Origin of the sequence: Pelagovum sp. HNIBRBA483 (assembly GCF_040931995.1) — a bacterium.
Lineage (GTDB): Bacteria > Pseudomonadota > Alphaproteobacteria > Rhodobacterales > Rhodobacteraceae > JAEPMR01.
Map to the genome: position 1 here is coordinate 548,378 of NZ_CP162412.1, position 22,962 is coordinate 571,339.

The following is a 22,962-nucleotide window of genomic DNA, read 5'->3' on the forward strand; positions in this document are numbered from 1 at the left end:
TGAGAACTGTGGGAGGTACGGCGATCGCGATCGTCAAGCCGAACCACGCAACGAAGAACCTCTGCGGCGCGCCGTCGGGGTGTTGAAAAAAAGGAGAGGCCACATGGCCAAGAAAGTAATGGGACAGCTGAAGCTGCAGGTTCCTGCAGGTCAAGCAAACCCGTCCCCGCCGGTTGGTCCTGCGCTCGGTCAGCGTGGCATCAACATCATGGAATTCACGAAGGCGTTTAACGCCAAGACGGCTGACATGGAGCCGGGTGCACCGTGCCCGACCGTGATCACCTACTACCAGGACAAGTCCTTCACGATGGATATCAAGACGCCGCCTGCGTCTTTCTATCTGAAGAAAGCTGCGAAGCTTAAGTCTGGAGCGAACAACCCGGGCAAGGAAACCGTTGGTACGGTAACTGTTGCGCAGGTTCGCGAAATCGCCGAGGCCAAGATGAAAGACCTCAACGCAAATTCTGTCGAGGGGGCCATGCAGATTATTCTTGGTTCCGCTCGCTCCATGGGCATTGAGGTGAAGTAATGGCAAAGCTTGGAAAGCGTACGCGCGCTGCTCGCGAAGCCTTTAACGGCAAAGAAAACCTCTCGGTTACTGAAGCTCTCGAACTGGTAAAGGGCAATGCCAATGCCAAGTTCGATGAGACCGTCGAAATCGCACTGAACCTCGGTGTTGACCCGCGTCACGCAGATCAGATGGTTCGTGGCACGGTTAACCTGCCGAACGGCACTGGTAAGACCGTGCGCGTTGCTGTTTTCGCTCGCGGTGAAAAAGCCGAAGAAGCGAAGAAAGCCGGTGCTGATATCGTTGGTGCTGAGGACCTGATGGAAACCGTCCAGTCCGGCAAGATCGACTTCGAGCGCTGCATTGCAACGCCCGACATGATGCCGATCGTCGGTCGACTTGGTAAGGTTCTTGGCCCGCGCAACCTGATGCCGAACCCGAAGATCGGGACCGTCACCATGGATGTCGCTGAAGCTGTTGCCGCTGCAAAAGGTGGCCAGGTTCAGTTCAAGGTCGAGAAAGCCGGTGTCATTCATGCCGGTATCGGCAAGGCATCTTTCGATGTGAAGGCGCTTGAAGAGAACCTTCTTGCTTTTGTCGATGCGGTGAGCAAGGCGAAGCCGTCGGGTGCCAAGGGTACCTACATGCAGAAGGTTGCGATCAGCTCCACAATGGGGCCGGGCGTTTCCGTCGACGTTGCATCGGCGACTGGTAACTAAGAATTCCGCTCGAATGAGCGCGAATGACAGGGCGGCCAAGGTTGCCCTGTCCTGTCCGAGACGGAGGGTTGGGCTTAGCCCTTTAATTCCTTCCTGAGATGGGGAACGAGACAAGATTTCCGTTTGGAAGGCCAGTGGCCAACCTTCGGGCGATCGAGGCCTCGGGAACCTGAAACGGACCCGAACGGCTCCTGCATTCGCGGGGGTCAACTTGAGCCGGGGGAAACCCCAAACTTGGAGTGAAACTGTGGATAGAGCCCAGAAAGAGAAAGTGGTCGAAGAACTCGGCCAGATCTTTGAAAGCTCTGGCGTCGTAGTGGTTGCCCACTACGAGGGTTTGACAGTTGCTGAAATGCAGGACCTGCGCGCTCAAATGCGTGAAGCGGGCGGTTCCGTGCGCGTTGCCAAGAACAAGCTCGCCAAGATCGCTCTTGAGGGTAAGCCCTGCGCAAGCATCGCTGAATACCTCACGGGCATGACCGTGTTGTCCTATTCTGAAGATCCTGTCGCTGCTGCGAAGGTTGTTCAGAAATTCGCCAAAGGGAATGACAAATTGTCCATTCTCGGCGGTGCAATGGGTGACACGGCGCTTGATCCTGCTGGTGTTAAAGCAGTCTCTGAAATGCCGTCCCGCGAGGAGCTTATTGCCTCCATCGTTGGCTGCATCGGGGCACCTGCTTCCAACATTGCCGGGGCCATTGGCGCGCCTGCTTCGAACATCGCGAGCATTCTTTCGACCATCGAAGAGAAAGCTGCATAAGCAACCTGAATACCTTCATGGGGCATGATGCCCTGACGTTGGAACACACATCAAACGAACGGAAAGCAAAATGGCTGATCTGAAGAAACTTGCTGAAGAGATCGTGGGTCTGACCCTTCTCGAAGCCCAAGAACTGAAAACCATCCTCAAGGACGAGTACGGCATCGAGCCTGCTGCTGGTGGCGCTGTTATGGTCGCTGGCCCTGCTGGCGATGCTGGCGAAGCTGCTGAGGAAAAGACTGAGTTCGACGTTGTCCTCAAGGACGCAGGCGCTCAGAAAATCAACGTGATCAAAGAAGTTCGCGGCATCACCGGTCTTGGCCTCAAAGAAGCCAAAGACCTCGTCGAAGCTGGCGGCAAGGTCAAAGAAGGCGCTGCAAAAGCAGAAGCCGAAGAGATCAAAGCGAAGCTGGAAGCAGCTGGCGCAACGGTCGAACTGGCCTAATCACGCCATTTGGGGTCTTTTGGCTCCGAATTTTGGCTGGATCCGCAGAAATGTGGGTCCAGCCGAACCTGTCTTAGCAAGCAGCAATAGCTGTTTCCTTGGGTAGGTTTTGGTCGGGAGGCGTACGGTGGGACGGACGCCAAGAATAGACCAAATCTCCCGTTCTCAAACTGCGCACATGCCGCGGCCCCGGCGGTAGGTGCACTGTAGAGATTGAAAGGTGACGACGCACATGGCTCAGTCCTTCCTTGGTCAAAAGCGCCTGCGAAAGTACTACGGTAAAATCCGCGAAGTTCTCGAAATGCCGAACCTCATTGAGGTTCAGAAATCCTCATATGACCTGTTCTTGCAGTCTGGCGATGGTGAAACCCCCGCTGACGGTGAGGGCATCAAGGGTGTTTTCCAGTCGGTCTTCCCGATCAAAGATTTTAACGAAACGGCTGTTCTGGAGTTTGTGAAATACGAGCTCGAAAAGCCGAAATATGATGTTGAGGAATGTCAGCAACGTGACATGACCTACAGCGCGCCGCTCAAGGTGACGCTGCGTCTGATCGTGTTCGATATTGACGAGGATACCGGTGCCCGTTCCGTAAAGGACATCAAGGAGCAGGACGTCTTCATGGGCGACATGCCCCTTATGACGCCGAACGGCACTTTCGTTGTCAACGGAACCGAGCGTGTGATCGTGTCCCAGATGCACCGGTCGCCCGGCGTGTTCTTCGATCACGACAAGGGCAAAACACACAGCTCCGGCAAACTGCTGTTTGCCTGCCGGATCATTCCGTATCGCGGCAGCTGGCTCGATTTCGAGTTTGACGCGAAAGATCTCGTGTTCGCACGCATCGACCGCCGCCGCAAATTGCCGGTGACGACGCTACTCTATTCGCTGGGCATGGATCAGGAAGGCATCATGGATGCCTACTACGATACGGTCACATACACGTTGGACAAGAAGGGCAAGAACTGGATTTCCAAGTTCTTCCCGGAGCGCGTACGGGGAACGCGCCCGACCTATGACCTTGTTGATGCTGCAAGCGGTGAAGTGATCGCGAAAGCAGGCGAGAAAGTCACGCCGCGCACGGTCAAGAAGCTGATTGACGAAGGCAACGTGAAGGAGCTTCTGCTTCCGTTCAACCACATTGTGGGCAAGTTCGCTGCGAAAGACATCATCAACGAAGAAACCGGTGCGATCTACGTCGAGGCTGGTGATGAGTTGACGCTCGAACTGGACAAAGAAGGCACGATCATCGGCGGCACAGTGAAGGAGCTCATCGACGCAGGTGAGACAGAAATTCCCGTGCTGGACATCGATAACGTGAATGTTGGTCCGTACATGCGTAACACCATGGCGGCCGACAAGAACATGAATCGTGAAACAGCGCTTCTCGATATTTACCGCGTTATGCGTCCGGGCGAGCCACCGACCCACGAGGCTGCCTCGGCTCTGTTCGATACCCTGTTCTTTGACAGTGAGCGCTATGATCTTTCGGCAGTTGGCCGGGTGAAGATGAACATGCGTCTTGCTCTGGATGCGGAAGACACCCAGCGGACCCTTCGCAAGGAAGACATCGTTGCCTGTGTGAAGGCACTTGTCGAACTTCGTGATGGTAAAGGCGATATCGACGATATTGACCACCTTGGTAACCGCCGCGTTCGTTCCGTTGGCGAGCTGATGGAAAACCAGTATCGCGTTGGCTTGCTCCGCATGGAGCGTGCAATCAAGGAGCGGATGTCCTCCGTCGAGATCGACACGGTCATGCCGCAAGACCTGATCAACGCCAAGCCTGCAGCTGCTGCTGTGCGCGAGTTCTTCGGTTCGTCGCAGCTCAGCCAGTTCATGGACCAAACCAACCCGCTCTCCGAAGTGACGCACAAGCGTCGTCTTTCGGCGCTTGGACCGGGTGGTCTTACGCGTGAACGTGCGGGCTTCGAGGTACGCGACGTACACCCGACCCACTATGGCCGGATGTGCCCGATTGAAACGCCTGAAGGCCCGAACATCGGTCTGATCAACTCGCTCGCGACCTTCGCTCGCGTGAATAAGTACGGTTTCATCGAGACACCGTATCGCCGTGTTGAAGGCGCGAAGGTGACGGATGATGTGGTCTACATGTCGGCCACCGAAGAGATGCGCCACACGGTTGCGCAGGCGAACGCCACGCTCGACAATGATGGCAACTTCATCAATGATCTGGTTTCGACACGCCAATCCGGTGAATATACGCTCGCTCCGCGTGAGAATGTTGATTTGATCGACGTTTCGCCGAAGCAGCTCGTATCCGTTGCGGCATCGTTGATCCCGTTCCTTGAAAACGACGACGCTAACCGCGCTCTCATGGGCTCGAACATGCAACGTCAGGCCGTGCCACTGCTGCAAGCAGAGGCACCGCTCGTTGGTACGGGTATTGAAGGTGTGGTCGCGCGCGACTCTGGTGCTGCCATTCTGGCGCGCCGTGCCGGTGTCATCGACCAAGTTGATGCGGAGCGTATCGTTGTCCGCGCAACTGCTGATCTGGAGCCGGGCGATCCGGGTGTGGATATTTACCGTTTGCGCAAGTTCCAGCGTTCGAACCAGAACACCTGCATCAACCAGCGCCCGCTGGTGAAAGTGGGTGACACTGTTGGCAAGGACGAGGTGATTGCCGATGGTCCGTCCACCGATATGGGTGAACTGGCGCTCGGCAAGAACGTCGTCGTCGCCTTTATGCCCTGGAACGGCTACAACTACGAAGACTCGATCCTGATCTCCGAACGCATCGTGCGTGACGACGTGTTTACGTCGATTCACATCGAAGAGTTTGAAGTCGCTGCTCGTGACACCAAGCTCGGGCCGGAAGAGATTACGCGCGATATTCCGAACGTCGGTGAAGAGGCTCTGCGGAACCTCGACGAAGCAGGCATCGTGTATATCGGTGCGGAAGTCGGACCTGGTGACATCCTTGTCGGTAAGATCACGCCGAAAGGCGAGAGCCCGATGACCCCGGAAGAGAAGCTGCTGCGCGCCATCTTTGGCGAAAAGGCATCTGATGTTCGGGATACATCGCTACGCTTGCCTCCAGGCGACTTTGGCACAATCGTTGAGGTGCGTGTCTTTAACCGCCACGGTGTGGAAAAGGACGAACGTGCGCTTCAGATCGAGCGTGAAGAGGTCGAGCGCCTTGGCCGTGACCGTGATGACGAGCTCGCGATCCTTGAGCGCAACATCTACGCACGCCTGAAGTCGATGATCCTCGGCAAAGTTGCTGTCAAAGGCCCGAAAGGCATCAAGGCAAATTCCGAGATCACCGAGGAACTTCTTTCCGAGTTGAGCCGTGGCCAGTGGTGGCAGCTTGCTTTGAAAGAAGAGCAGGATGCGCAGCATATCGAAGCGCTGAACGAGCAATACGAGGCGCAGAAGAAGCAACTCGATGCCCGTTTTGAGGACAAGGTTGAGAAAGTCCGCCGTGGTGACGACTTGCCACCGGGTGTGATGAAGATGGTCAAGGTCTTTGTTGCGGTGAAGCGTAAGCTTCAGCCGGGCGACAAGATGGCCGGTCGTCACGGGAACAAAGGTGTTATCTCCAAGGTTGTGCCTATGGAAGATATGCCGTTCCTCGCAGACGGTACGCCTGTTGACTTCGTTCTGAACCCGCTTGGTGTGCCTTCGCGTATGAACGTCGGGCAGATTCTTGAAACACATATGGGCTGGGCATCGCGCGGCTTGGGTGTGCAGATTGATGAGGCACTTCAGGAATACCGTCGCTCTGGTGATCTGACGCCGGTTCGTGATGCGATGAAGATCGCTTACGGCGACAACGTGTATGACGAAGGCATCGCCCCGATGGAGGAAGGCCAGCTGATCGAAGCCGCGGGTAACGTGACGCGCGGTGTGCCGATCGCAACGCCTGTCTTTGATGGTGCGAAAGAAGGCGACGTCAATGACGCTTTGGTTCGTGCTGGCTTCTCTCAGTCGGGCCAGTCGGTTCTGTTTGATGGTCGTACCGGTGAGCAGTTTGCGCGTCCGGTGACCGTCGGCATTAAGTACCTGCTCAAGTTGCACCACCTTGTGGATGACAAAATCCACGCGCGTTCGACCGGACCGTACAGCCTCGTCACCCAGCAGCCGCTCGGTGGTAAGGCTCAGTTCGGTGGTCAGCGCTTCGGTGAAATGGAAGTTTGGGCTCTCGAAGCCTACGGCGCAGCTTATACCTTGCAGGAAATGCTGACGGTGAAGTCGGATGACGTCGCAGGCCGCACCAAGGTCTATGAATCGATTGTCAAGGGCGAGGACAACTTCGAAGCCGGCGTGCCGGAATCGTTTAACGTGCTCGTGAAAGAAGTTCGGGGCCTCGGCCTCAACATGGAACTCCTGGATGCGGAGGACGAGGAGTGAGGCGTTTGTCTCACTTCTCCCCTTCCCCTGTTATGTAAGGACGCAAAATGAACCAGGAATTGACCAACAACCCGTTTAACCCGCTCACACCGGCAAAGACCTTTGATGAAATCAAAGTCTCGCTTGCTTCGCCCGAGCGGATTCTCTCTTGGTCTTTCGGCGAAATCAAAAAGCCGGAAACCATCAACTACCGTACTTTCAAGCCTGAGCGCGACGGCCTGTTCTGTGCCCGTATTTTTGGCCCGATCAAAGATTACGAATGTCTTTGCGGCAAATATAAGCGCATGAAGTATCGCGGCGTCGTCTGCGAGAAGTGCGGTGTTGAAGTCACGCTTCAGAAAGTGCGCCGTGAGCGTATGGGCCATATCGAACTGGCAGCACCAGTTGCGCATATCTGGTTCCTGAAGTCGCTTCCGAGCCGGATCGGCTTGATGCTCGACATGACCTTGCGTGATCTTGAGCGCATTCTCTACTTCGAGAACTATGTCGTAATCGAACCGGGCCTGACCGATTTGACCTTTGGTCAGCTGATGTCGGAAGAAGAGTTCCTTGACGCGCAAGACACCTACGGCATGGACGCATTCACCGCCAATATCGGCGCTGAAGCGATCCGCGAAATGCTGTCGATGATCGACCTTGAGGCGACCGCAGAGCAGCTGCGCGAAGAGCTGAAAGAGGCGACAGGTGAACTGAAGCCCAAAAAGATCATCAAGCGTCTGAAGATCGTTGAAAACTTCATCGAGTCTGGAAACCGTCCGGAATGGATGATCCTGACTGTCATTCCGGTTATTCCGCCGGAACTGCGCCCGCTTGTGCCGCTGGATGGCGGCCGTTTTGCGACATCTGACCTTAACGACCTTTACCGCCGCGTGATCAACCGGAACAACCGCCTCAAGCGGCTGATCGAACTGCGCGCTCCTGACATCATCGTCCGGAACGAAAAGCGGATGTTGCAGGAATCTGTCGACGCGCTCTTTGATAACGGTCGTCGTGGTCGTGTGATCACTGGTGCCAACAAGCGGCCGTTGAAGTCCCTTTCGGATATGCTCAAGGGTAAGCAGGGTCGTTTCCGTCAGAACCTTTTGGGTAAGCGGGTCGACTTCTCGGGTCGTTCTGTCATCGTGACCGGCCCCGAGCTCAAGTTGCATCAGTGCGGCCTGCCGAAAAAGATGGCGCTAGAGCTGTTCAAGCCGTTCATCTATTCGCGTCTGGAGGCCAAAGGTCTTTCCAGCACCGTGAAGCAGGCGAAAAAGCTGGTCGAGAAAGAGCGTCCTGAAGTTTGGGATATCCTCGATGAGGTGATCCGCGAGCATCCGGTACTTCTGAACCGCGCTCCGACGCTGCACCGTCTTGGCATTCAGGCGTTTGAACCGGTTCTGATCGAAGGTAAGGCTATCCAGCTTCATCCGCTCGTTTGTTCGGCGTTTAATGCTGACTTCGACGGTGACCAGATGGCGGTCCACGTCCCGCTCTCGCTGGAAGCGCAGCTCGAAGCCCGCGTGCTTATGATGTCGACGAACAACGTTCTGTCGCCTGCTAACGGCGCGCCGATCATCGTTCCGTCGCAGGATATGATCCTCGGTCTGTACTACACCACAATCATGCGTGACGGCATGAAAGGTGAGGGTATGTCCTTCTCGAATATCGAGGAGGTGGAGCATGCTCTGGCTGCTGGCGAAGTGCATTTGCATGCCAAGATCAACGCACGGATCAAGCAGGTTGATGAAGAAGGCAACGAGGTTATCCGGCGCTTTGAGACGACACCTGGCCGCTTGCGTTTGGGCAGCCTTCTGCCGCTCAACAACAAGGCCCCGTTTGATCTGGTGAACCGCTTGCTTCGGAAGAAGGAAGTGCAGCAGGTCATCGACACCGTCTACCGCTACTGTGGTCAGAAAGAGTCTGTGATCTTCTGTGACCAGATCATGACCATGGGCTTCCGCGAGGCTTTCCGTGCCGGTATTTCGTTCGGCAAGGATGACATGGTTATCCCTGACACCAAGTGGACATTGGTTGATGAGACCCGTGATCAGGTCAAGGATTTTGAACAGCAGTACATGGATGGCCTGATCACTCAGGGCGAAAAGTACAACAAGGTTGTTGATGCCTGGTCGAAGTGTAACGACCGCGTCACCGAAGCGATGATGCAGACGATTTCCGCCGAGCGGAGAGACGAGACTGGCGCTGTTGCAGAGCCGAACTCGGTCTACATGATGGCTCACTCCGGTGCGCGTGGCTCGGTGACCCAGATGAAGCAGCTGGGCGGGATGCGCGGCCTGATGGCCAAGCCGTCCGGTGAGATTATCGAAACGCCGATTATCTCGAACTTTAAGGAAGGCCTCACCGTTCTCGAGTACTTCAACTCGACGCACGGCGCACGAAAGGGTCTTTCGGACACCGCTCTGAAAACTGCGAACTCCGGTTATCTGACCCGTCGTCTCGTTGACGTGGCACAGGACTGCATCGTTCGCGAAAAGGACTGCGGAACCGATCTGGCGATCACTGTCGAAGCGGCCGTCAACGATGGCGAGGTCGTCTCGTCATTGGCAGAGCGGATCCTGGGCCGTGTTGCGGCTGACGATGTGCTGCGTCCGGGGACGGAAGAGGTTCTCGTCAGCGCGGGTGATCTGATTGATGAACGTACCGCCGACCTGATCGAGGATGCGAGCGTGGCGAAGCTGCGCGTCCGCAGCCCGTTGACCTGTGAATCCGAAGATGGCGTATGTGCCAAGTGCTATGGTCGTGACCTTGCGCGTGGTACAATTGTCAACATCGGCGAAGCGGTCGGCATCATTGCGGCGCAGTCCATTGGTGAGCCTGGGACGCAGCTGACAATGCGGACCTTCCACATCGGTGGTGTTGCTCAGGGTGGTCAGCAGTCGTTCCTTGAGGCATCTGCCGCTGGCAAGATTGAGTTCCGTAACGCATCGCTTCTGGAAAACGCCGCTGGCGAACAGATCGTGATGGGCCGGAACATGGTTATTGCCATCATGGATGATGCTGGTGAGGAGCTGGCACAGCACAAGGTGGGCTACGGCTCGAAGGTGTTTGTGAAGCAAGGCGCCAAGGTGAAACGTGGTGACAAGCTTTTCGAATGGGATCCCTATACCCTTCCGATCATTGCCGAGAAGAGCGGTAAAGCGCGCTTCGTTGACCTCGTAAACGGTATCGCCGTTCGTGAGGATACCGACGATGCGACAGGTATGACCCAGCGCATTGTGACGGACTGGCGCTCGGTGCCCAAGGGCAACGAGCTGAAGCCGGAAATCATCATTGTTGGTGATGATGGCGAGCCTGTGCGCAACGAAGCTGGCAATCCTGTGACCTATCCAATGTCTGTTGATGCCATCCTCTCTATTGAGGACGGTCAGATGGTCGAAGCGGGTGACGTTGTTGCGCGTATTCCGCGCGAAGGTGCCAAGACCAAAGACATCACCGGCGGTCTGCCGCGGGTGGCTGAACTGTTCGAAGCGCGTCGTCCGAAAGATCACGCAATCATCGCAGAAATCGATGGTTATGTGCGCTTTGGGAAAGACTACAAGAACAAGCGCCGCATCGCCATTGAAGCATCCGATGATAGTGGAAACCGCGTTGAGTACATGGTGCCCAAGGGCAAGCACATTCCTGTTCAGGAAGGTGACCACGTCCAGAAGGGTGACTACATCATGGACGGCAACCCTGCACCGCACGACATTCTGTCTATCATGGGTGTCGAGGCTCTGGCTGGCTACATGATCAACGAGGTGCAAGACGTCTACCGCCTGCAGGGTGTGAAGATCAACGATAAGCACATCGAAGTGATCGTTCGCCAGATGCTGCAGAAGTGGGAGGTCATGGACTCTGGTGACACCACGCTCCTGAAAGGCGAGCATGTGGACAAGGCCGAGTTTGATGATGCGAATGAGAAAGCCATCGCGCGCGGTGGTCGTGTCGCAACGGGTGAGCCGATCCTGCTCGGGATCACTAAAGCATCGCTCCAGACGCGTTCGTTCATCTCGGCTGCATCGTTCCAAGAGACGACGCGTGTCCTCACCGAAGCCTCTGTTCAGGGCAAGCGGGACAAGCTCATCGGCCTCAAAGAGAACGTCATCGTTGGTCGTCTGATCCCGGCAGGTACAGGTGGTGCGACGACCCGCGTTCGCCGGATCGCTTCTGAGCGTGATCAGGCCGTAATTGACGTGCGTCGTGAGGAAGCGGAAGCCGCCGCAGCACTCGCTGCTCCGGTTTTCGATGGAGAAACCTCAAGCGACGCCGCAGAAGAGTAAACCCTGCGACATGAGATCAAGAGAGGCCCCCAAATCGGGGGCCTTTTTTATTGCAATCAATTCTGTAGCGGGAAGCCTTGACGCCTGCTATCGAGCATCATGGCAAACGTTTCAGATAATATGCGCGGTGCGCTACTCATGATGGGGTCTATGACGGCATTCACCGTCAACGATACCTTCATGAAAACGTTATCGATGGGCCTTCCGCTTTTCCAAACACTTTTCCTGCGGGGGTGCACCACAACGCTGCTGCTGATCGTGCTGATCCGGTTCATCAGTCCTTTGCCAACCAGTTTGTCGCCAACAGATCGGCGCCTCTTGATCCTGCGAACGTTAATGGAGGTTGGCGCGACGTGGTTCTTCCTGACCGCGCTTTTCAATATGCCGTTGGCTAACGTAAGTGCGATTTTACAGGCCTTGCCGCTTTCCGTGACGCTGGCAAGCGCACTATTTCTTTCGGAGCCAATCGGGTGGCGACGTATCGGCGCGATCGTAATCGGGTTCCTTGGCGTTTTGTTAATCATCCGACCGGGGACCGAAGGGTTCACTCTCTACTCGGTTTCGGCGCTGCTCTCTGTTGCCTGTGTGACCGTGCGCGATTTAACCGCGCGCAAGCTCTCTGCGGCGGTGCCCTCGAGTGCAGTCGCTCTTGCTGCGTCGCTAGGTGTGACCGTTTTCGCGGCGCTTGGATCATTCAACTTTGCATGGCAGCCGCTCGACATAGGGTCGATGGCTAAGATCGGCGGCGCGTCTCTATTCCTAGTCGCAGGATATATTTTTTCGGTCGCCGCGATGCGGGTTGGTGATATCGGATTTGTCGCGCCTTTCAGATACAGTTCCCTGTTGGTTGCGCTGACCTTGGGATGGTTCGTTTTTGGAGATTGGCCAAAACCGCTGACGCTCCTTGGAACAGCCTTGGTCGTCGCCACTGGCGTCTTTACTTTCTTTCGTGAGCGTCAGCGAAAGCTCGGTGTGGCGAAGGCGCTCCGGAGCCGGTGAGATCAATTTTCGGTTGAACCAAGCGCGCAGTCTGGTGAAGGTTGTGCCTAGGGGGTTCGGGTCAAGGCATGCAAAAACTGCACATACAAGTCCTGCTGATATGCCGCTGGTCGGTGCCTTCTAGCGTTGAGGCATTTGATCATGACTTTGCGTCTGTCGAGGACTTGCGCGCATTTTTGTACGATCCGGAAAGATTGCGCCTGAGGGTGTGGCTTCTGCGGCATGTTCTTGTACCGTCGGTGCGTGCCCAACATGATGAACGCTTCAAGCTCTTGCTGATGCTTGGTGAAAACCTTCCCGAGCCGTTCCGTTCGGAGGTCATGAAGATTGTCGCGAGCGTGCCGCAGATACGGCCGGTGTTCGTTTCAGAAGGTCAGCCGCACCGCGACCAATGCCGCGAATTAATGGCGCGTTTCCGCGATCCAAGAGCTACCGTAGTCGCAGAGGGTAGGCTGGATGATGACGATGCGATTGCGGTGGATTTTGTCGCGATGGCCCGCTCGTTCTTTCCGCAGCTGCGTGGCTTTTTTAAAGAGGCGCCCAAACTGGCACTCGATTTTCCGCGCGGGTTTCTTCTGGACCTCCGCGAGAGAGAATTGGGAATCAAGCCAGCGGTTCACCGTCTCTGGACGCCGGCGCTTATTGTTTATACGCGACCAGCGGCTCCAACTGGCTTGCTTGATTTCAAGCATCATCTGCTGTGGCAGCATATGGATGTGTTTAGTTGGCAAGAGCAGCCGATGTACTTGCGTGGCCTTCATGGTTCAAATGACAGCGGGATCACAAGCGAGAGCGGGCGCGACACTGCGCGGACTTATACCGCCGATGAACTTGATGCACAGATGCGTTACAGGTTCGGCATAGAGCGACCCGAATTGCAGAAAGCCTGGGAAATATTCAACGGCGCAGGCAGCTGTTGACAGCCCATCCGACTCCCCCTATACGCCCCCCATCCGGGCGCGGGGCATTCCCCTTGTCCGCATATCAAAACTGAAGTGGTCACGATCCGGGCTAATGCTGCCCCGATCCTCTGAATGCTCACCGCACCGTTCCTCCGGTAAGGGAACGCCTGCGGATTTTTTGTGCTATTCGGACGCGTTTAGCACGTTGTCGATAACCGCGGACCTACGGGGCCGCTACACATGTGTAGGATAGGGAAAAAAGCCCAATGCCAACGATCCAGCAGCTGATCCGCAAGCCGCGTCAGCCTAAAGTTACGAAATCGAAGTCGCAGCACCTCGAGTCGTGCCCTCAGAAGCGCGGCGTATGCACTCGCGTTTACACCACCACCCCCAAGAAGCCGAACTCCGCTATGCGGAAAGTTGCGAAGGTTCGCCTGACCAACGGCTACGAGGTCATCAGCTACATCCCTGGTGAGAGCCATAACCTTCAGGAACACTCTGTGGTTCTGATCCGTGGTGGCCGTGTAAAAGACCTTCCGGGTGTTCGTTATCATATCCTGCGCGGTGTTCTTGATACGCAAGGTGTCAAAGACCGTAAGCAGCGCCGTTCGAAGTACGGCGCCAAGCGTCCGAAGTAAGGAGAGACCGCAATGTCGCGTCGTCACGCCGCTGAAAAACGTGAAGTTCTCCCCGATGCCAAGTTTGGTGATCGGGTGCTGACGAAGTTCATGAACAATCTTATGATCGATGGTAAGAAATCGGTCGCTGAGAAAATTGTCTACAACGCGTTCGATCGCGTTGAGTCCAAGCTGAAGAAGGCTCCTGTTGAGGTCTTCCACGAAGCTCTCGACAACATCAAACCTTCTGTCGAAGTTCGCTCCCGCCGTGTCGGTGGTGCGACTTATCAGGTGCCGGTTGAAGTCCGCCCTGAGCGCCGTGAAGCTCTCGCAATCCGCTGGTTGATTTCCGCTGCGCGTTCGCGCAACGAAAACACCATGGAAGAGCGTCTTGCCGGTGAACTGCTCGACGCCGTGAATGGCCGTGGTTCTGCGGTCAAGAAACGGGAAGACACCCACAAGATGGCCGACGCGAACAAAGCGTTCAGCCATTATCGCTGGTAACCCTAGAGGTATAGACCAATGGCACGCGATTATCCCCTCGACAGATACCGGAATTTCGGGATCATGGCTCACATCGATGCAGGTAAGACCACCTGTTCTGAGCGGATCCTGTTTTACACGGGCAAATCCCACAATATCGGCGAAGTTCACGACGGCGCCGCAACCATGGACTGGATGGAGCAGGAGCAGGAGCGTGGCATCACGATCACTTCCGCTGCGACGACCACTTTCTGGGAGCGCACCGAAGATGGCGAGACAGCTGATACTGAAAAGCACCGTCTGAACATCATCGACACCCCCGGCCACGTTGACTTCACAATCGAAGTCGAGCGTTCGCTTGCGGTTCTCGATGGTGCTGTTTGTGTTCTCGATGCCAACGCTGGCGTTGAGCCGCAGACCGAAACTGTTTGGCGTCAAGCCGACCGCTACAAGGTTCCGCGTATCGTGTTCGTCAACAAGATGGACAAGATCGGCGCTGACTTCTTCAACTGCGTTCGCATGATTGAAGATCGCACCGGTGCGCGGGCTGTTCCTGTTGCTCTGCCGATTGGCGCTGAGAGCGAGTTGGAAGGTCTTATCGACCTCGTCACCATGAAAGAGTGGCTGTGGAAGGGTGAAGACCTTGGCGCATCGTGGGTTCAGGTCGATATTCGCGACGAGCTCAAAGGCGTTGCCGAAGAGTGGCGTGGTAAGATGATCGAAGCTGCCGTCGAAGAAGACGACGACGCAATGATGGCTTACCTGGAAGGCGAAGAGCCTGATGTCGCGACCCTGCGCGCTCTGCTGCGCAAGGGCACCCTGGCGCTGCACTTCGTGCCGGTCCTCGGTGGTTCCGCATTCAAGAACAAAGGCGTTCAGCCGCTTCTCAACGCAGTGATCGACTATCTGCCGAGCCCGCTCGATGTTGTTGATTACATGGGCTTCAAGCCTGGCGACGAAGAAGAAGTTCGTAACATCGCTCGCCGAGCAGAAGACGACATGCCTTTCGCAGGCCTTGCATTCAAGATCATGAACGACCCGTTTGTCGGATCGCTCACGTTCACCCGGATCTACTCCGGCGTGATGCGCAAGGGTGACCAGATCCTGAACTCGACCAAAGGCAAGAAAGAGCGTGTTGGTCGTATGATGATGATGCACTCGAACAACCGCGAGGAAATCGAGGAAGCATTTGCAGGCGACATCATCGCTCTGGCCGGTCTGAAGGACACCACAACTGGTGACACCCTTTGCGACGCCAAAGACCCTGTTGTTCTCGAAACGATGACTTTCCCCGATCCGGTGATCGAGATTGCTGTCGAGCCGAAGACAAAAGGCGACCAAGAGAAGATGTCCGCGGGTCTGGCCCGTCTGGCTGCTGAAGACCCCTCCTTCCGTGTGGAAACTGACCTTGAGTCCGGTCAGACCATCATGAAGGGCATGGGCGAATTGCACCTCGACATTCTTGTTGACCGTCTGAAGCGCGAATTCAAAGTTGAGGCCAACATCGGTGCGCCGCAGGTGGCATACCGTGAAACCATCAGCCACGAAGTCGAGCATACTTACACCCACAAGAAACAGTCGGGTGGTTCGGGTCAGTTCGCAGAAGTCAAGCTTGTCATCTCTCCGACAGAGCCGGGCGAAGGCTACTCTTTCGAAAGCCGCATCGTTGGTGGTGCCGTTCCGAAAGAATACATCCCTGGCGTCGAAAAAGGTATCCAGTCGGTTATGGACAGCGGCCCTCTGGCCGGCTTCCCCGTCATCGACTTCAAGGTTGCCTTGATTGACGGTAAGTTCCACGACGTCGACTCGAGCGTTCTGGCATTCGAAATTGCTGCACGCATGGGTATGCGCGAAGGCATGAAGAAAGCCGGTGCAAAACTGCTCGAGCCGATCATGAAGGTCGAAGTGATCACGCCGGAAGAATACACCGGTGGCATCATTGGTGACCTGACCTCCCGTCGTGGCCAGGTGCAGGGTCAAGATACGCGCGGCAACGCCATCGCGATCAATGCTTTCGTACCGCTTGCCAACATGTTCGGCTACATCAACACGCTGCGTTCCATGTCCTCGGGCCGGGCGCAGTTCACGATGCAGTTTGATCACTACGAACCTGTTCCGCAGAACATCTCTGACGAGATCCAGAAACAGTACGCCTAATCCGGCGGTGCGCGGTTCGCCGCGCACCCTACAGCAACTCCGTAGGGTGCGTTTTAGGCGCACCGTGGAAGAAAAATAGAGGAGCCCATCATGGCTAAGGAAAAGTTTGATCGTACGAAACCGCATGTAAACATCGGCACTGTTGGTCACGTTGACCACGGCAAGACGACGTTGACGGCAGCGATTACGAAGTATTTTGGTGACTTCAAGGCATATGACCAGATTGACGGCGCGCCTGAAGAGAAGGCCCGCGGGATCACGATCTCGACGGCGCACGTTGAGTACGAGACGGAAGCCCGTCACTACGCGCACGTTGATTGCCCTGGCCACGCCGACTACGTTAAGAACATGATCACTGGTGCGGCCCAGATGGACGGCGGCATTCTGGTTGTGAACGCAGCTGACGGCCCGATGCCGCAGACCCGCGAGCACATCCTTCTGGCCCGTCAGGTCGGCGTTCCGGCACTTGTTGTTTACATGAACAAGGTTGACCAGGTTGACGACGAAGAGCTTCTGGAGCTCGTCGAAATGGAAATCCGCGAGCTGCTGAGCTCCTACGAATTCCCGGGCGACGATATTCCGATCATCAAGGGCTCTGCGCTTGCTGCTATGGAAGGCCGTGACCCCGAGATCGGCGAGAACTCCATTCGTGCGCTGATGGAAGCAGTTGACAGCTACATCCCGACCCCTGAGCGCGCTGTTGACCAGCCGTTCCTGATGCCGATCGAAGACGTGTTCTCGATCTCTGGTCGTGGTACGGTTGTGACCGGCCGTGTTGAGCGTGGCGTGATCAATGTTGGCGACGAGATCGAGATCGTCGGCATCCGCGACACCAAGAAGACGACCTGCACGGGCGTTGAAATGTTCCGCAAGCTGCTTGACCGCGGTGAGGCAGGCGACAACATCGGTGCGCTTCTGCGTGGTGTTGACCGTGAAGGCGTTGAGCGTGGCCAGGTTCTGTGTAAGCCGGGTTCCGTTAAGCCGCACACGAAGTTCGAAGCTGAGGCCTACATCCTGACCAAGGAAGAAGGTGGCCGTCACACGCCGTTCTTCGCGAACTACCGTCCGCAGTTCTACTTCCGCACGACGGACGTGACCGGCACGGTTCAGCTTCCCGAGGGCACCGAGATGGTGATGCCGGGCGACAACCTGAAGTTCGCGGTTGAGCTGATTGCTCCGATCGCGATGGAAGACGGTCTGCGCTTCGCAATCCGTGAAGGCGGCCGCACCGTTGGTGCAGGCGTCGTCTCCAAAATCATCGAGTAATCGAGAGATAACTTGATTGTCGGGTCGCTTTCGGGCGGCCCGTACACTTTAACGACGGGTTCGATGTGGGGGAGCAATCCCGCGACCTCCACCTCTCAATTCCAAGCCGCGAAAGGCAAATGAACATGGCAGTCCAAAGCCAAAACATTCGCATTCGGCTCAAAGCGTTTGATTACCGTGTGCTTGATGCAAGCACGGCGGAAATCGTGAGCACCGCAAAGCGGACAGGTGCGTCCGTGCGTGGGCCCATCCCGCTGCCGAACAAAATCGAGAAGTTCACCGTTCTGCGTGGACCTCACATCGACAAGAAATCTCGTGATCAGTTCGAAATCCGCACGCACAAGCGCTTGCTGGATATCGTTGATCCGACACCGCAGACCGTGGACGCGCTGATGAAGCTCGACCTCGCTGCTGGCGTCGACGTCGAGATCAAGGTTTAAGGAGGGCACTGAGATATGTTGCGCTCTGGTGTAATCGCTCGGAAAGTCGGGATGACCCGCCTTTTCATGGAAGACGGTCGGCAGGTTCCTGTAACCGTTCTTCAGTTGGAAAATCTTCAGGTCGTTGCTCAGCGTACGAACGATAAGGACGGCTATACCGCTGTTCAGCTCGGTGCTGGTGCAGCAAAGGCCAAGCGGACGTCGAACGCCATGCGCGGTCACTTCGCTGCCGCGAAGGTTGAGCCGAAGCGGAAAGTCGCGGAATTCCGCGTCTCTCCTGAGAACCTCATTGAGGTTGGTGAAGAAATCGTCGCCAACCATTACTATGATGGTCAGTTCGTTGACGTCTCTGGTACGTCGATTGGTAAAGGCTTTGCCGGTGCCATGAAGCGTCACAACTTCGGCGGCTTGCGGGCCACGCACGGTGTGTCGATCTCGCACCGTTCGCATGGTTCCGTTGGTCAGTGTCAGGATCCAGGTCGTATCTTCAAAGGTAAGAAGATGGCCGGTCACATGGGTGCTGCCCGCGTAACCACCCAGAACCTGCAGGTTGTCAAAACCGACACCGACCGTGGCCTCATCATGGTCAAAGGTGCAGTTCCGGGCGCCAAAGGCGGCTGGGTTACCATTAAGGATGCCGTCAAGAAGCCAGCAGGCGAAGGCGTGGTTTACCCCGCTGCACTGCGTTCGGCCCTGACGGAAGCAACGGCGGCCGAAGCGCCTGCCGATGCCGCTGAAGGAGGCGAGAACAATGAAGGCTGATGCGATCAAGCTCGATGGCAAGGCTGCCGGCTCTGTTGATCTCAATGAAGAGATCTTCGGCCTCGAGCCCCGTGCCGACATTCTTCACCGCGTTGTTCGCTGGCAACGTGCTCGCGCTCAGCAGGGTACACACTCTGTCCTGACGCGTTCCGAGGTGAGCTATTCCACCAAGAAAATCTATCGCCAGAAGGGCACGGGCGGCGCACGTCACGGCTCCCGCAAGGCGCCGATTTTCCGTCATGGTGGCATCTACAAAGGCCCGACGCCGCGTAGCCACGCACACGAGCTAACCAAGAAGTTCCGCAAGCTTGGCCTCAAGCATGCACTTTCGGCAAAGCTGAAGGCTGGTGAGCTTGTTGTGATCGACACTGCTGAAGTCAAAGACGCCAAGACAGGCGCCCTTGCAAAGCAGGTCAAGGATCTTGGCTGGAAGCGTGCACTGGTCATTGACGGAGCTTCCGTCAATGAAGATTTTGCGCGTGCTGCTCGGAACATTGCTAACCTGGACGTTCTGCCCACAATGGGTGCGAACGTTTATGACATCCTGCGCAGTGATACGCTCGTGATCACGAAAGCTGGTGTCGAAGCTCTGGAGGCTCGTCTGAAATGAGCGCGAAAGCAGAACACTATGATGTGATCCGCAAGCCGGTAATCACCGAGAAGGCCACTATGGCTTCTGAGGCGAATGCCGTTGTTTTTGAGGTCGCGATCGATGCGAACAAGCCGCAGATCAAAGAAGCTGTCGAAGCTCTCTTTGGTGTGAAGGTCAAGTCGGTCAACACCACGATCACCAAAGGCAAGTCGAAGCGTTTCCGTGGCCAACTCGGCACCCGCAAAGACGTCAAAAAAGCCTATGTTACCCTCGTTGAGGGCAATACGATCGACGTATCCACCGGCCTATAATCCGGCCACTGGATTTGAAATCAGCGCCAGCGCCCGAAAGGGGGCTGGTGTTTTCTTTTGGATTTGCTTCATCACTGGTCTAGCGTGAACGCGATGGAGACCGGAATGGCAAAGCACCGTATCTATAGCATGAAATTCGGCAGCCTTTATCCGGCCTACGTTAACAAGGTCGAACGCAAAGGCCGCAGCAGGGAAGAGCTTGAAAAGGTCATCGAGTGGTTGACCGGCTATGATAGCGACGAATTGGCAAAGGTTTGTGCCGACGAGACGGATGTGGAGCATTTCTTTCTCAAGGCGCCCAAGCTCAATCCCTCACGGTCCTTGATCAAAGGAAAAATTTGCGGCGTGCAAATCGAGGAAATCGAAGAAGACACGATGCGCGAGATCCGTTATCTCGATAAACTGGTAGATGAACTCGCGAAGGGTCGTCCTCTCGAAAAGATATTTCGGTCGTGAGCCTTTAATTTCAGGGGTTCCGGCTTTCGGCGCTTGACCTCATTTGGGCACTCCCCTAAGAGACCGCATCCGCTAGAGTCCCGGATTCGTCCGGGGCTTCATTTTTGTCGTTTGCGAAAGTGATGATGAGAGCGGTAACTATAACGTCGGGGACCTTCGGGGCCCTTTAACTGCCGGGACTAACCTCCCGCAAAGCAACGGAAGACAGAAAACATGGCACTTAAGTCGTATAAACCGACGACGCCTGGCCAGCGTGGGCTGGTGCTGATCGACCGCTCGGAGCTTTGGAAAGGTCGCCCAGTCAAGAGCCTCACTGAGGGTCTGACCAAGAATGGCGGCCGGAACAACACCGGACGGATCACGGCACGTCGTCGTGGTGGTGGCGCGAAGCGTCTCTACCGTATCGTGGACTTCAAGCGGAACAAATTCGATGTTTCAGGTGTTGTCGTACGCATTGAATATGACCCCAACCGTACCGCTTTCATCGCCCTCATCCAGTATGAAGATGGCGAGCAGGCATACATCCTCGCGCCGCAGCGTATCGCTGTTGGTGATAAGGTGATCGCATCCTCCAAGGCTGACATCAAGCCGGGCAACGCGATGCCTTTCTCGGGCATGCCGATCGGTACAATCGTTCACAACATCGAGATGAAGCCTGGTAAAGGCGGTCAAATCGCGCGTGCAGCTGGTACATATGCCCAGTTCGTTGGCCGCGATGGTGGCTACGCTCAGATCCGTTTGTCTTCGGGCGAGCTGCGTCTGGTGCGTCAGGAGTGCATGGCAACCGTCGGCGCTGTGTCCAACCCCGACAACTCGAACCAGAACTTCGGTAAAGCTGGTCGTATGCGCCATTACGGCAAACGTCCTGCAGTCCGTGGTGTTGCAATGAACCCGATCGATCACCCGCATGGTGGTGGTGAAGGCCGGACCTCCGGTGGCCGTACTCCGGTTACTCCGTGGGGTAAGGACACCAAGGGCCGTCGTACCCGTAACAAGAACAAGGCGTCGCAGAAGCTTATCCTTCGCTCGCGTCACGCCAGGAAAGGGCGCTAATCCATGGCACGCTCTGTTTGGAAAGGTCCGTTCGTTGACGCTTATGTCCTTAAAAAGGCTGAAGCGACTCGCGAATCCGGACGCAATGAAGTCATCAAAATCTGGTCGCGCCGCTCGACGATCCTGCCGCAGTTTGTCGGTTTGACGTTTGGTGTTTATAATGGCCAGAAGCACATTCCTGTGCTGGTAACCGAGGACATGATCGGTCAGAAGTTCGGTGAATATTCGCCGACCCGTACCTATTACGGGCACGCTGCCGACAAGAAAGCGAAGCGGAAGTAAGTCATGGGCAAGGCACAAAACCCCCGCCGCGTGGCTGACAACGAAGCAATGGCGAAACTTCGCATGCTTCGTACAAGCCCGCAGAAACTGAACCTGGTCGCCGCAATGATCCGTGGCAAGAAGGTGGAAAAGGCCCTTTCGGACCTGACCTTCTCCAATAAGCGGATCGCTGCTGACGTGAAGAAATGCCTTCAGTCGGCGATTGCGAATGCTGAGAACAACCACAACCTCGACGTCGATGAACTCGTCGTTGCTGAAGCATTTGTGGGCAAGAACCTGACGATGAAGCGTGGCCGTCCGCGGGCGCGTGGCCGCTTTGGCCGCATCATCAAGCCGTTCTCGGAGCTGACCATCAAGGTGCGTCAAGTTGAGGAGCAAGCCTAATGGGTAACAAAGTAAATCCGGTAGGCATGCGCCTGCAGGTGAACCGTACCTGGGACTCCCGCTGGTACGCGGACACCAAAGACTACGGCGATCTTCTTCTCGAAGACCTGAAGATCAAGGACTTCGTCAAGAAAGAGTGCAAACAAGCCGGCGTAAGCCGTGTGATCATCGAGCGTCCGCACAAGAAGTGCCGCGTCACGATCCACACTGCACGCCCCGGCGTCATCATCGGCAAGAAAGGCGCTGACATCGAGACGCTTCGTAAGAAGTTGTCGGCTCTGACCGCAAGCGAACTTCACCTGAACATCGTTGAAGTCCGCAAGCCGGAGCTGGATGCGGCTCTCGTTGGTGAATCCATCGCTCAGCAGCTTGAGCGTCGTGTTTCCTTCCGTCGCGCTATGAAGCGTGCGGTGCAGAACGCGATGCGCATGGGTGCCCTCGGCATCCGTGTGAACGTTGCTGGCCGTCTGGGTGGCGCAGAAATCGCGCGTACTGAATGGTACCGTGAAGGCCGCGTCCCGCTGCACACGCTGCGCGCTGACATCGACTACGCCCTCTCCGAAGCAATGACCCCCTATGGCATCATTGGGATCAAGGTCTGGATCTTCAAAGGAGAGATCATGGAACACGACCCGCAAGCCCGCGACCGCAAGGCGCAGGAACTGCAGGACGGGCCCGCGCCTCGTGGCGCTGGCGGCCGCCGGTAAGGAGATCGGATAATGCTGCAACCAAAGCGCACAAAATTCCGCAAGCTTCACAAAGGCCGGATCAAAGGCCAGGCGAAGGGTGGTTCGGATCTGAACTTCGGCACATATGGCCTCAAAGCTGTTGAGCCCGAGCGCGTGACTGCACGCCAGATCGAAGCTGCTCGTCGTGCTTTGACCCGCCACATGAAGCGTCAAGGTCGGGTCTGGATCCGTATCTTCCCGGACACCCCGGTGACATCGAAGCCTACCGAAGTCCGTATGGGTAAAGGTAAGGGTTCGGTCGATTTCTGGGCATGCAAGGTCAAGCCCGGTCGCGTGATGTTCGAAATCGATGGCGTCAATGAGACGATTGCTCGTGAAGCGCTCCGTCTTGCTGCGATGAAGCTGCCCATCAAGACACGGACCGTCGTTCGCGAAGATTGGTAAGTCGACGCATGTCGAGTGAAAATTGGGAAACCCCCGCTCTTGTTGGAGCGGGGGTTTTT

22 protein-coding genes are annotated in these 22,962 nt (G+C 56.2%); all 22 read left to right on the top strand.

Annotation, left to right across the window (positions count from 1 at the left end):
- Window positions 1-103: 103 nt before the first annotated feature.
- The 22 genes from rplK (at window position 104) to rplP (ending at window position 22,903) form a co-directional block, all read left to right on the top strand.
- Window positions 104-529 (top strand): 50S ribosomal protein L11, encoded by a 426-nt coding sequence (gene rplK / locus AB1E42_RS02785; RefSeq protein WP_368345478.1) that lies wholly within the window; start codon window positions 104-106, stop codon window positions 527-529.
- Window positions 529-1,227, top strand: coding sequence for a 50S ribosomal protein L1 (gene rplA / locus AB1E42_RS02790; RefSeq protein WP_368345479.1), 699 nt, complete (start codon window positions 529-531; stop codon window positions 1,225-1,227). Before rplK ends, rplA begins: the two co-directional genes overlap by 1 nt.
- 247 nt (window positions 1,228-1,474) lie before the next feature.
- A complete protein-coding gene (gene rplJ / locus AB1E42_RS02795) occupies window positions 1,475-1,987 on the top strand; it encodes a 50S ribosomal protein L10 (protein WP_368345480.1) in 513 nt (170 codons plus the stop codon).
- A 70-nt stretch (window positions 1,988-2,057) separates the two neighbouring features.
- Window positions 2,058-2,432: a 50S ribosomal protein L7/L12 gene (rplL, locus tag AB1E42_RS02800; protein ID WP_368345481.1), complete on the top strand. Its 375-nt coding sequence runs from the start codon at window positions 2,058-2,060 to the stop codon at window positions 2,430-2,432.
- Between the two features lie 232 nt (window positions 2,433-2,664).
- Window positions 2,665-6,804 carry a DNA-directed RNA polymerase subunit beta gene (rpoB, locus tag AB1E42_RS02805; RefSeq protein WP_368345482.1) on the top strand — a complete coding sequence of 1,380 codons (4,140 nt, stop codon included), beginning with the start codon at window positions 2,665-2,667 and terminating at the stop codon, window positions 6,802-6,804.
- A 47-nt stretch (window positions 6,805-6,851) separates the two neighbouring features.
- Entirely contained in the window at window positions 6,852-11,066 is a 4,215-nt protein-coding gene (rpoC, locus tag AB1E42_RS02810; protein ID WP_368345483.1) for a DNA-directed RNA polymerase subunit beta', read from the top strand.
- Between the two features lie 99 nt (window positions 11,067-11,165).
- Entirely contained in the window at window positions 11,166-12,065 is a 900-nt protein-coding gene (locus AB1E42_RS02815) for a DMT family transporter (RefSeq protein WP_368345484.1), read from the top strand.
- A 68-nt stretch (window positions 12,066-12,133) separates the two neighbouring features.
- Window positions 12,134-12,985, top strand: a complete 852-nt coding sequence (locus AB1E42_RS02820) for a glycosyltransferase (protein ID WP_368345485.1) — start codon at window positions 12,134-12,136, stop codon at window positions 12,983-12,985.
- A gap of 248 nt (window positions 12,986-13,233) precedes the next feature.
- Entirely contained in the window at window positions 13,234-13,605 is a 372-nt protein-coding gene (rpsL, locus tag AB1E42_RS02825) for a 30S ribosomal protein S12 (RefSeq protein ID WP_368345486.1), read from the top strand.
- Between the two features lie 12 nt (window positions 13,606-13,617).
- The gene (gene rpsG / locus AB1E42_RS02830) at window positions 13,618-14,088 is read left to right on the top strand and encodes a 30S ribosomal protein S7 (protein WP_368345487.1); all 471 of its coding nucleotides are present in this window, start codon (window positions 13,618-13,620) and stop codon (window positions 14,086-14,088) included.
- A gap of 18 nt (window positions 14,089-14,106) precedes the next feature.
- Entirely contained in the window at window positions 14,107-16,224 is a 2,118-nt protein-coding gene (gene fusA / locus AB1E42_RS02835; protein ID WP_368345488.1) for an elongation factor G, read from the top strand.
- A 90-nt stretch (window positions 16,225-16,314) separates the two neighbouring features.
- Window positions 16,315-17,490: an elongation factor Tu gene (tuf, locus tag AB1E42_RS02840; protein WP_368345474.1), complete on the top strand. Its 1,176-nt coding sequence runs from the start codon at window positions 16,315-16,317 to the stop codon at window positions 17,488-17,490.
- Window positions 17,491-17,615: 125 nt separating this feature from the next.
- The gene (gene rpsJ / locus AB1E42_RS02845; protein WP_129678830.1) at window positions 17,616-17,930 is read left to right on the top strand and encodes a 30S ribosomal protein S10; all 315 of its coding nucleotides are present in this window, start codon (window positions 17,616-17,618) and stop codon (window positions 17,928-17,930) included.
- A gap of 15 nt (window positions 17,931-17,945) precedes the next feature.
- Window positions 17,946-18,692, top strand: a complete 747-nt coding sequence (gene rplC, locus AB1E42_RS02850; protein ID WP_368345489.1) for a 50S ribosomal protein L3 — start codon at window positions 17,946-17,948, stop codon at window positions 18,690-18,692.
- Complete coding sequence (gene rplD, locus AB1E42_RS02855; RefSeq protein ID WP_368345490.1) at window positions 18,682-19,302, top strand: 50S ribosomal protein L4; 621 nt, start codon at window positions 18,682-18,684, stop codon at window positions 19,300-19,302. The genes rplC and rplD overlap by 11 nt, the downstream gene beginning before the upstream one ends.
- Window positions 19,299-19,595, top strand: a complete 297-nt coding sequence (locus AB1E42_RS02860; protein ID WP_368345491.1) for a 50S ribosomal protein L23 — start codon at window positions 19,299-19,301, stop codon at window positions 19,593-19,595. The genes rplD and AB1E42_RS02860 overlap by 4 nt, the downstream gene beginning before the upstream one ends.
- Before the next feature lie 105 nt (window positions 19,596-19,700).
- Entirely contained in the window at window positions 19,701-20,051 is a 351-nt protein-coding gene (locus AB1E42_RS02865; protein ID WP_368345492.1) for a DUF2200 domain-containing protein, read from the top strand.
- A 213-nt stretch (window positions 20,052-20,264) separates the two neighbouring features.
- Window positions 20,265-21,104, top strand: a complete 840-nt coding sequence (gene rplB, locus AB1E42_RS02870) for a 50S ribosomal protein L2 (RefSeq protein WP_368345493.1) — start codon at window positions 20,265-20,267, stop codon at window positions 21,102-21,104.
- 3 nt (window positions 21,105-21,107) lie between these two features.
- Window positions 21,108-21,386, top strand: coding sequence for a 30S ribosomal protein S19 (gene rpsS / locus AB1E42_RS02875; protein ID WP_368345494.1), 279 nt, complete (start codon window positions 21,108-21,110; stop codon window positions 21,384-21,386).
- Window positions 21,387-21,389: 3 nt separating this feature from the next.
- Window positions 21,390-21,770: a 50S ribosomal protein L22 gene (gene rplV, locus AB1E42_RS02880; RefSeq protein WP_368345495.1), complete on the top strand. Its 381-nt coding sequence runs from the start codon at window positions 21,390-21,392 to the stop codon at window positions 21,768-21,770.
- On the top strand, window positions 21,770-22,477 hold the full coding sequence (gene rpsC / locus AB1E42_RS02885; RefSeq protein ID WP_368345496.1) for a 30S ribosomal protein S3: 708 nt from the start codon (window positions 21,770-21,772) through the stop codon (window positions 22,475-22,477). Before rplV ends, rpsC begins: the two co-directional genes overlap by 1 nt.
- Before the next feature lie 12 nt (window positions 22,478-22,489).
- Complete coding sequence (rplP, locus tag AB1E42_RS02890; RefSeq protein ID WP_368345497.1) at window positions 22,490-22,903, top strand: 50S ribosomal protein L16; 414 nt, start codon at window positions 22,490-22,492, stop codon at window positions 22,901-22,903.
- The last annotated feature ends 59 nt before the right edge of the window (window positions 22,904-22,962 follow it).